Origin of the sequence: Staphylococcus sp. HMSC069E10, from assembly GCF_001809205.1 — a bacterium.
GTDB classification, from domain to species: domain Bacteria; phylum Bacillota; class Bacilli; order Staphylococcales; family Staphylococcaceae; genus Staphylococcus; species Staphylococcus hominis.
On the sequence record NZ_KV796513.1, the window covers coordinates 19,830 to 29,746 of the forward strand.

Below are 9,917 nucleotides of genomic sequence, written 5' to 3' on the forward strand. Positions count from 1 at the left end.
AAATTATGATATGATTAAACAGAATATTATAGGAGGATATTATGAAATTCAATGTACCTGAAACTTTCAATAATTATACGTTACGTGAAATTTTTCAAAAGTTAAAACTACCAAAAAAAGACTTACACCAATTAAATATGTCTAAAGATATCACGATTAATCAACAACCTAGTAAATTGACAGATAAAGTTGTCACAAATGATGTTGTTTATATTCCTATCCCTGAAGAAAAAAGTAATTATTTACCAAGTTATCGTTACGCACAGATTACATATGAAGATAACGATTTAGCTATTGTAATGAAACCTAAAGGGGTTAAAACTCATCCAAATGATTTAAAAGAAAGCAATACACTAATGAACCATGTTATCTATACTATGGATAGCGACTACGTTGAACCGATTCATCGTCTAGACCAAGAAACTGTGGGATTATTAATTGTTGCTAAAAATCCTTTAATGAAAAAAATACTAGATAGAATGCTTGAAGAGAATCAAATTACACGTATTTATCGTGCCAATGTAAAAGCATTACTACCTCTAAAACCACAAACAATTGATATGCCAATCGGTAAAGATAAATTTCATCCCAATAAGCGTCGTATTTCTAATACCGGACAACGAGCTATCACTCATATCTTAACATCAAAAATGATTAAAGAAGGCATTTGTCAATTGGAAATAAAATTAGATACAGGACGTACCCATCAAATACGTGTACATTTAGCAGAAATTGGTCATCCTGTCATAGGTGATCCATTATATGGAGATGCTACCTTACGTCAATTAGAATTGAATAGTTATAAGATTGAATTCACTCACCCACTTACTCAAGAATTGATTTCTGTAAGTTTAGATGATGAATAAATTTTTAAAATGCTCCTTTTAGATAACGCAGATCAAAGCATTATCTTTAAAAGGAGCATTTCAATTGATAATGTTATTTTAATGAGGATCGACCATATCTTCTGGTTTAATCCATTCCTCGAATTGTTCTTCTGTAACGTAGCCAGAATTAATTGCTGATTCTTTAAGTGTTAAACCTTCATTATGAGCTTTTTTAGCTATTTGAGCTGCTTTTTCATATCCAATATGAGGATTTAGTGCAGTTACAAGCATTAATGATTGATTTAAATAATGATTGATATTTTCTTCAATTGGTTCAATACCTATAGCACAATTTTTGTTAAATGTTTCCATTCCATCAGCTAATAAGTAAATAGATTGCAATGTATTATGAAGAATCACAGGTTTAAATACATTAAGTTCAAAATTACCTTGAGAACTCGCTATACCTACTGTCGTATCATTTCCTATCACTTGTACTGCAACCATTGTTAGCATTTCACATTGTGTTGGATTAACTTTACCTGGCATAATTGATGAACCTGGTTCATTTTCTGGAATTGAGATTTCCGCAAGTCCGGCTCTAGGTCCTGAAGCAAGCCATCTTATATCATTTGCTATTTTCATTAAGTCTGCTGCCAATGCTTTTAGTGTTCCATGAAGTTGCACCACTTCATCATGTGAGGTTAAAGCATGAAATTTATTTTCAGATGAAACAAATGCATAGCCTGTATGTTCTGAGATATATTTAGCTACTTTATCTCCAAATTCTGGATGTGCATTAATTCCTGTTCCAACTGCTGTTCCACCAATAGCTAAATTTAAAATATGTTGTTTAGATTCAGCTAATAATTGTTCACATTTATCTAGCATATAACGCCATCCACTAATTTCTTGTCCTAATCGAATTGGAGTAGCATCTTGTAAGTGAGTTCTACCAATTTTAATAATTGATTGATATTGGTTTTCTTTTTCTTTAAATGTGTCTCGTAAATGTTTTAAAGCAGGTTCTAATTTCGTTTCAATTTCATGGTATAAAGCAACATGCATAGCTGTAGGGAATGTATCATTCGAACTTTGAGATTTATTAACATCATCATTGGGATGAATCGATTCATCGCTATTATGTTCTTTTAAGTACTCATTAGCTACATAACTTACGACTTCATTCACATTCATATTACTTTGAGTACCGCTTCCCGTTTGCCATACAACTAAAGGAAAATGACCATCAAGTTCTCCTTTTAAAATTAAATCACAAGCATAAATGATAGCATCTTTCTTAGTATCACTTAATTTTCCTAATTCATGATTAGCAAGCGCGGCACCTCTTTTTAACTGAGCAAAACCATAAATCACCTCAATAGGCATATGTTCTTTACCTACTGGAAAGTTACGCTTACTTCTTTCAGTTTGTGCGCCCCAATATTTATCAGATGGTACTTCAATTTCACCAAACGTATCATGTTCAATTCTTACAGACATTCAATAATCCCCCTTATTTATGATTTAGTAATAGTATATCATTAATAAAATTAATGTAGCAATTCGAATATAAAGCGGTTTCATTTATAAAAAATAAAACACATGAAGTTGTATTACTTCACGTGTTTAAGAATAAATCTTATTCATATTTATATTTTACTGCTTTTACAACTGAAATAGCACTTATTATATACAAAATAGCGCTTATGACAAGCGTAACAGGACTTATCTTTACTAACATACCTAAAACCCCACCTAAACTTCGATAAAAATCATTAAGTGTATATGCCAAGATTCCTGTTACAATTAATATACATATAACACTAATCATAATTCCTTTTTGATTACTCTTAATGAATGGATGAGCAGTTGCATTATCTATTAAATCCTTTGATAAATTCAATTGTAATTGAATCACTTTAAATAACACTGGTAGATAGAGTGCTCCTAGAGCAATGGGAAAACCTTTAATAGAAATTAAACTAACAATGATTGTAATAATTGTTAAAGGTAGCCAATACTTATGTAACATATTTTTATCTCCTTCATTTTCATTAAAATATATTGTATCATAAGTTGTATTTCATAAAAAAAGCATTTTAATTAATCTATCGAAACAATTAATTAAAATGCTAAAATATATTAATTTAAATCTGAACGCGCTTCTGAATCATGTGTTTGATTATATTTATCTTCATCATTTTCTTCAGAAATCTGTTCCATTTCTTTTCCTAATGCTTCTAAATCATCCATATTTTGAACCATTGCATTTTCGTCTTCATGATAATTACGTTTACTATCTTTACTCATAAAAATAACCTCACAATAAAATTAAATATTATGCAAATCTCGCTGTGAAGTATTCTTTAACGTCTTCCGGTAATCCATCAGCAGCAGCTCTGTCTAAAACAACTGTTACCATACGATGTACTTTTAAATCAGCAGGTAAAAAGTTTGATTTACCATTTTCTTCATATAATCGTTTGATAACTTCACTTTTTTCAGCACCAGTTACAACTAAGATAATTTCGCGTGCCTTCATCAAACCTTGACGAATATTAACATCTAAATGTCCAGAGTTATCAATTGAAACAACTTGTAAAGTAAGTTTTCCTTTATTTTCTTTTGTTTTAATTATATCATTGATTAATGATTCAGCATCATCATCAAGACTAATAGAATATACTTGCTCAGAAGGTACACCTAAAGCTTCATAGAACGAATGATTATCGTCATAGTCAAGAATATTAATTTGACTAAAATCTACAGCGTTACGATCAACTGATTTTTTTAATTCATCTAATACAGGTGCAGAATCCTTGTTTAAATGGAAACCAGCAATGGTAGTTGGGTTATTGTTAAATTGTTTTCTAATAATATCTCCAGCATAGTCTGCTGCATGTTGTTTATCTTCGAATACTTTAAAATTCATTGCCATAATAATTACACTCCTCTAAATGTAAAGTTCAACTAAAATAATTCATTTATTTACTAAATTACCCTATTTAAGGGGATATCAAACTATTTTAAAATTTTTATAATAATTCATTAATAAATATAACATTTTTTATTCTATTATAGTAATTAATTTTAAATTCTACTTTAATCCTGGGAAGTTTTGTTGTCGTAATGCTTCATAAATCAATAAAGCAGCAGTATTAGATAAATTTAAAGAACGAATATGATCACTCATAGGAATTCTTAAAGCAGTATCTGCATACTTCTCTTTTACCCAATCTGGTAAACCTGTAGTTTCTCTACCAAAGATAAAATAATTTTCTACTTCAGTATTTGAAAAATCAAAATCACTATAAGTTTGTTTACCAAATTTAGTAAGTAAATAATATTTACCATTTGTCACTTCGAAAAATGATTCAATGTTTTCATGATAAGTGATATTAACATGTTCCCAATAATCTAATCCAGCTCGTTTTAGCATCTTGTCATCTGTACTAAAGCCTAATGGTTTAATTAAATGCAAGTGTGTATTGGTACCTGCGCATGTACGTGCAATATTCCCAGTGTTTGCAGGTATTTCTGGTTGGAATAACACAATATGGTTTGTCATTTTTATTTCCTCATTTCTAGTCCTTTTCTCATTTCAACTTGAACTTCTTCAATCTCATTATCAAAATGCTCATAAATAAATGTTCTTGCATCATCGCCTAGTATTTGGCCAATAGCCCAATATGCTGTTCCTCTTATCATGGGTCTTGGATCATTCAATGCCACTTCCTTTAATTCAGGAATAGCCGTTTCTTCACCAAAATGTGCAAGTGCAATAATTGCATTCCGCTGTATAGGTTTCTTACCTCTCCATGCTCCTGCCAAATGACCATAAGTATTTTTAAATTCTTTATTACTCATTTGTAACAATGGAACTAAACGTGGCTTTAATATTTCTGGTTCTAAAATAATATCTTCGTGAGTTGTATTAATGCCTCTATTTTTCGGACAAACTTGTTGACAAGTATCACAACCATAAAGACGATTACCAATTTTATATCGATACTCATCTTTTAAATATCCTTTAGTTTGAGTTAAAAAGCTGATACATTTTTGAGAATTCAGTTGACCATTCCCTACTAAAGCACCCGTTGGACATCTATCTACACAAATTGTACAATCTCCACAACTGTCTAATATAGGATCATCCGGTTCAAAAGGAATACTAACTAACATTTCTCCTAAATATGTCCAAGTTCCTAGTTTTGGATTAATAACAAATCCATTTCTACCAACGAATCCTAATCCTGCTCTTTCAGCTACAGCGCGATCTGAAAGTACTCCAGTGTCAACCATGCTTTTTATTTCGACATCAGGAACCTTAGATTGAATAAATTCACTTAATTTGTCTAATCTTTTTTTCATAATTGAATGATAATCTTGACCCCAAGAGGCTCTCGCAAACATTCCTCTTCTATCGCCTTTTACACTTTTTGGCGCTCCCTTTAGCTTATTTGGATAACCAACAGCAATAGCTATAATAGAACGCGCTGTGGGTAAAGATAATTTAGGTTCTGTTCGTAACGCAATATCTGATTCTTCAAAACCTGATGCATAACCTTTTTCATGATAATCTACTAACTTTTGTTTCAGTTCATCGAAAGGATCAGCAGTAGTAAAACCAATACTATCTATACCAATGGAATACGCATAGTCAATGATTTCCTGTTTAAGTTGATGGTTCATCAACACTCTTGCCTCCTATAAAAAAGTCCATAGAACATTTTAACATAATCTTAATTTTTTATGATATTAAATATTTTTATAAATAAAAAAGAATCTGAGATATACTTTAAAGTATCTCAGATTCTTTAACTTTGAGAATGTTATAAAGAAAGTCTATATTTATAATTCAGAATAAATTCTATCTTCTTTTCTTAATTAACTTTTATTACTTTTTAGATATAAAACCTTATAAATGTTTTATCAGTCTTCATATACAACATGCTATAATACTTTCGCCAAAAAGTTTTTAGTTCTTTCATGTTTGGGATGATTAAATAATTGATCAGGTATTTCACTTTCAACGACATATCCATCTGCCATAAATATTACTTTATCACCAACATCTTTAGCAAAACCCATTTCATGAGTTACAACCACCATTGTCATACCCTCTTTAGCTAAATCTTTCATAACTTTAAGTACTTCATAAACAACTTCAGGATCAAGTGCTGATGTTGGCTCATCAAATAATATGACATCAGGATGCATAGCTAAAGCTCTTGCTATTGCTACCCTTTGTTTTTGTCCGCCAGAGAGTTGAGAAGGATATGCGTTAGCTTTCTCTTCAAGTCCTACTTTTTTTAGAAGTGCTTTACCTTCAATTTCTAGTTTTTTTAAATCAACTTTTTTTAACAACTTAGGTGCTAAAATGACATTTTCTAATACTGTTTTGTGAGGAAATAAATTGAAATTTTGAAATACCATTCCCATTTTTTGACGTAATTCACTTAAATTTATATTTTTATGTGTTAATTCTTTTCCTTCAAAAATCACTTTTCCATTTGATGGTGTTTCTAATAAATTCATACATCTTAATAATGTACTTTTACCACTTCCTGATGGTCCTATAATTGCTACAACTTCTCCTTTATTAATTTCTAAATTTATATCTTTGAGTACTTCATTTTTATTAAATGATTTATTTAAATTTTGAACTTTAATCACTGGCTTTCATTCTCCCTTCGATTAAACTCATACCTCTAGATAATGTAAATGTTAAAACAAAGTACATTATCGCAGCGATAATTAACGGTGTAAAAGGATCAAATGAAATACCTTGTACAACCTGAGCGTTAAACATAATTTCTCCTACTCCTATAGTAGAAACAATAGATGATTCTTTAATTAGTGTTACAAATTCATTACCTAACGCTGGTAAAATATTTTTAATTGCTTGGGGTAAAATGATATATCTCATTGTTTTAGAATAATTTAATCCTAAACATTGCGCTGCCTCTGTTTGCCCTTTATCAACAGCATTAATTCCAGCTCTAAATATTTCTGCAATATAAGCAGAAGAATTAATAACTAGTGCGATAGTACCACATACTAATGCTGAAACGTCTAAACCTAGAACAGCTGTCGTTCCAAAGAAAACTAAAAATACTTGAACTAACATCGGTGTTCCTCTTAAAAATTCTATGTAAATAGAGGCAATCCATGAAAGCAATTTAAACTTACTCAATTTAGCTAAAGCAATTAAAGCTCCTAATACTGCTCCTAATACTACACCAATCATTGATATTAAAATTGTATTTTTAAGTCCTTTGATAAAAAATGCACCATACTTATCAAAAAAGCTACTATCGTCTTGCATATCTTTAGAAGCTTTGTCCATGTATTTGCTAATTAAATGTTGGTCATTGACTTCCTTAATAGATTTATTGACATTCGCTAAAAGAATAGGTGAATTTTTTGGCACAGCTATGACATTATCTTTCTTTTCTTCATTAAAATTCACATTAGCTATCATTAAGCTGTTATTTTGTTTTACATATGCTTCAGCAACAGGTTTTTCTATTACCAACCCTTCTACCTTATTACTTTTAACTGCAAGAATAGCATCTGGTAGACGATTTAATGAACTAATGTCTGCATTCTCTATTTCTTGTTGCGCAATTTTTTCTTGTTCAGTCCCTTTTTGTGCTGCAACTTTTTTATTAGAAAAGTCTTTTAATGTATGAAATTTATTTTTATCGCTTTTTCTAATAAGCATTACATTGCCCGTTTTAGTATAAGAATCTGAGAAATCAACTTCTTTCTTTCTTTCTGGTGTTGAAGTCATACCAGAAATAATAACATCAATTTTTCCCGTTTTTAATGCACCGAGTAAACTATCAAATTGCATATTCACAATTTTTAATTTTAAGTGATTATCTTTAGCAATTTTTTTAGCTAAATCGATATCTATACCTGCGTATTCACTCTTACCTTTTACAGTCTTTTCAAATTCAAATGGTGCATAATCAGCTGATAATCCTGCTCTTAATTCCCCACTTTCCTTAATTTTTTCCCATTTTGCATCTTGATCAGCGTGAGCCATAGGTTCTATATTTATAAAGGTCAAACTAATTAAGATTGCTATGATCATTGTTTTAAAAATATATTTCATATAGCAACCTCCTATAACTTTTTAATTATTATACACAATAAAGTATTAATATGCAATAAAAAATTCGAATAAAAAAAGCATCTACATTACTATAGATGCTTAAATACCTTTAAAATAATATTATTGGTGAGTGATTTCAAATCTATAAATATTATCATTATATGATGGTATAAACTTTTTGCATAATTCATGAATAATAAAAGCACAAATGAATGGAACAATAAAATAACCTAATGCTAATAGAAGAATATTAAATGTTGAATCACCCGGCATTCTATTAAACGCATTAATTGGACCAACTAATCCTGTATAACCAAATCCAGCTGATAATGGTGTTCCTTTTATTCCAATGAAGTATGTTAACAAACCGGAAATAATACCATTAATGGTTAATGGTATTGCAATGATTAAATGTTTTAAATAAACAGGAATCATCATCTTCGCAGCGCCAATAAACAAAACTAAATTGACACCAACTGAATTGACACGTAAAGAACCAAAGAAAAAAGTAACGCATGCAGCAACAATTCCCATGTTAGCAGCACCACTACCTAACCCATTTAAACTAATAGCTGTAGCAATAGCAACTAGAGAAATTGGCGTAACCATTAGTAGTGAAAATGTCACACTTATTAAGATAGACATAATTAAAGGATTAAATTCAGTAAATGAATTAATCACATGTCCTAAACTTTTTGTGATAATTTGTATATATGGCAAAGTCGTTAATCCAATTAATCCGCTGACTACTGGAATAAATACAGGTAAAATAATCATTTCTAAAGAACCAAATTTTCCTTGTAATAATAAATATAAAGCACATGCGATAATAATAACTAAAATTACGTTTATAATATCGCCAATTCCTTTTAATGCAATACCATTGGCATTCATTTGTATAGCTCCAGAGCCCAACATTGCTGATATACCTATCATACTAGCACCCGCACCACTAAATTTGAATTGATGTGCTGCCAATATTCCAATAATAAATGCCATAAATGATTGAATAATTGTCACTAATTGAAAAACAAGCTCTAATATTGGATGTTGATCTTTAAATAATTTTAGTAGTTCTCCTAAAAGTGCATTTGGAAGTAATGCAATAACTACTCCTGCACCAACTGCATTAAGAATATTACTAAAAAAATATTTTAAGTTTATTCTAGTTCTACTCATAATAGCCTCCATTTTTAAATATTAGCTATATAATATTATATTATCTCATTTTATACAATATAAAATAAGTAGTTAAAAAAATATCAAATAAAAAAGGATTAAGTAGAGTGTTCTACTTAATCCTTTTAAATCCATTACATACCGGCGGTCGGGGTCGAACCGACACTCCAATAAAGGAACGGGATTTTGAGTCCCGCGCGTCTGCCAATTCCGCCACGCCGGCTTAATATATATAAATAAAAAACTTCCCTATGGAAGCAATTATGGAGCGGAAGATAGGACTTGCACCTATACCTTGTTCCGGGAAGGAACATATTCTAAAAGTTGAAATACTCCCGCATTGTATCAAATTATGGAGCGGAAGATAGGACTTACACCTATATCTCATTCCGGGAAGGAATGTGTTCTAAAATTGAACTACTCCCGCATAGCACATGGAGGCGGCAACCGGATTTGAACCGGTGATAAAGGTTTTGCAGACCTCTGCCTTACCACTTGGCTATGCCGCCAAAAAAACTGGGCTAGCTGGATTCGAACCAGCGCGTGACGGAGTCAAAGTCCGTTGCCTTACCGCTTGGCTATAGCCCATTAATAATAAAGGGCGGTTGATGGGAATCGAACCCACGAGTGTCGGAACCACAATCCGATGCGTTAACCACTTCGCCACAACCGCCATGGCAGGGACAGTAGGAATCGAACCCACATCAAAGGTTTTGGAGACCTCTATTCTACCGTTGAACTATGTCCCTATTTATGATGGTGGAGGGGGGCAGATTCGAACTGCC

Annotated in this window: 11 protein-coding genes and 7 tRNA genes; 2 read left to right on the forward strand and 16 right to left on the reverse strand. The window is 31.2% G+C overall.

The window, feature by feature from the left end; genetic code table 11:
- The first annotated feature begins 41 nt into the window (after positions 1–41).
- Complete coding sequence (locus HMPREF2561_RS10470) at positions 42–866, forward strand: RluA family pseudouridine synthase (protein ID WP_017176396.1); 825 nt, start codon at positions 42–44, stop codon at positions 864–866.
- Positions 867–944: 78 nt separating this feature from the next.
- Here the strand turns inward: HMPREF2561_RS10470 and fumC are convergent, their stop codons facing one another.
- The 9 genes from fumC to HMPREF2561_RS10510 form a co-directional block, all read right to left on the reverse strand.
- Positions 945–2,330, reverse strand: a complete 1,386-nt coding sequence (gene fumC, locus HMPREF2561_RS10475) for a class II fumarate hydratase (protein ID WP_017176397.1) — start codon at positions 2,328–2,330, stop codon at positions 945–947.
- 139 nt (positions 2,331–2,469) lie between these two features.
- Complete coding sequence (locus HMPREF2561_RS10480; RefSeq protein WP_017176398.1) at positions 2,470–2,862, reverse strand: hypothetical protein; 393 nt, start codon at positions 2,860–2,862, stop codon at positions 2,470–2,472.
- A 110-nt stretch (positions 2,863–2,972) separates the two neighbouring features.
- Positions 2,973–3,146, reverse strand: coding sequence for an SAS053 family DNA gyrase inhibitor (locus HMPREF2561_RS10825; RefSeq protein WP_249339582.1), 174 nt, complete (start codon positions 3,144–3,146; stop codon positions 2,973–2,975).
- A gap of 22 nt (positions 3,147–3,168) precedes the next feature.
- On the reverse strand, positions 3,169–3,768 hold the full coding sequence (locus HMPREF2561_RS10485) for a 6-phosphogluconolactonase (RefSeq protein ID WP_070468781.1): 600 nt from the start codon (positions 3,766–3,768) through the stop codon (positions 3,169–3,171).
- A 159-nt stretch (positions 3,769–3,927) separates the two neighbouring features.
- Positions 3,928–4,398 carry a tRNA (uridine(34)/cytosine(34)/5-carboxymethylaminomethyluridine(34)-2'-O)-methyltransferase TrmL gene (trmL, locus tag HMPREF2561_RS10490; RefSeq protein ID WP_017176401.1) on the reverse strand — a complete coding sequence of 157 codons (471 nt, stop codon included), beginning with the start codon at positions 4,396–4,398 and terminating at the stop codon, positions 3,928–3,930.
- 2 nt (positions 4,399–4,400) lie between these two features.
- A complete protein-coding gene (gene queG / locus HMPREF2561_RS10495; protein ID WP_019835688.1) occupies positions 4,401–5,522 on the reverse strand; it encodes a tRNA epoxyqueuosine(34) reductase QueG in 1,122 nt (373 codons plus the stop codon).
- Between the two features lie 261 nt (positions 5,523–5,783).
- The gene (locus HMPREF2561_RS10500; protein WP_049382474.1) at positions 5,784–6,506 is read right to left on the reverse strand and encodes an amino acid ABC transporter ATP-binding protein; all 723 of its coding nucleotides are present in this window, start codon (positions 6,504–6,506) and stop codon (positions 5,784–5,786) included.
- Positions 6,499–7,953 (reverse strand): ABC transporter substrate-binding protein/permease, encoded by a 1,455-nt coding sequence (locus HMPREF2561_RS10505; RefSeq protein ID WP_049419689.1) that lies wholly within the window; start codon positions 7,951–7,953, stop codon positions 6,499–6,501. Before HMPREF2561_RS10505 ends, HMPREF2561_RS10500 begins: the two co-directional genes overlap by 8 nt.
- Before the next feature lie 120 nt (positions 7,954–8,073).
- Positions 8,074–9,117: a PTS sugar transporter subunit IIC gene (locus tag HMPREF2561_RS10510; RefSeq protein ID WP_371089575.1), complete on the reverse strand. Its 1,044-nt coding sequence runs from the start codon at positions 9,115–9,117 to the stop codon at positions 8,074–8,076.
- Between HMPREF2561_RS10510 and HMPREF2561_RS11075 the strand changes: the two genes are divergently transcribed.
- On the forward strand, positions 9,089–9,157 hold the full coding sequence (locus HMPREF2561_RS11075) for a hypothetical protein (protein WP_353775006.1): 69 nt from the start codon (positions 9,089–9,091) through the stop codon (positions 9,155–9,157). The two genes, HMPREF2561_RS10510 and HMPREF2561_RS11075, sit on opposite strands and share 29 nt — an antisense overlap.
- A 114-nt stretch (positions 9,158–9,271) precedes the next feature.
- Here the strand turns inward: HMPREF2561_RS11075 and HMPREF2561_RS10515 are convergent.
- From HMPREF2561_RS10515 to HMPREF2561_RS10540, 7 genes are all read right to left on the reverse strand, one after another.
- Positions 9,272–9,355, reverse strand: a tRNA-Leu gene (locus HMPREF2561_RS10515).
- A 41-nt stretch (positions 9,356–9,396) separates the two neighbouring features.
- Positions 9,397–9,471 (reverse strand) — tRNA-Gly (locus tag HMPREF2561_RS10920).
- 14 nt (positions 9,472–9,485) lie between these two features.
- Positions 9,486–9,559, reverse strand: a tRNA-Gly gene (locus HMPREF2561_RS10520).
- A gap of 8 nt (positions 9,560–9,567) precedes the next feature.
- Positions 9,568–9,641: transfer RNA gene (locus tag HMPREF2561_RS10525), tRNA-Cys, on the reverse strand.
- Between the two features lie 7 nt (positions 9,642–9,648).
- Positions 9,649–9,720 (reverse strand) — tRNA-Gln (locus HMPREF2561_RS10530).
- A 12-nt stretch (positions 9,721–9,732) separates the two neighbouring features.
- A tRNA-His gene (locus tag HMPREF2561_RS10535) sits at positions 9,733–9,805 on the reverse strand.
- A gap of 2 nt (positions 9,806–9,807) precedes the next feature.
- Positions 9,808–9,881, reverse strand: a tRNA-Trp gene (locus HMPREF2561_RS10540).
- Positions 9,882–9,917: the final 36 nt, after the last annotated feature.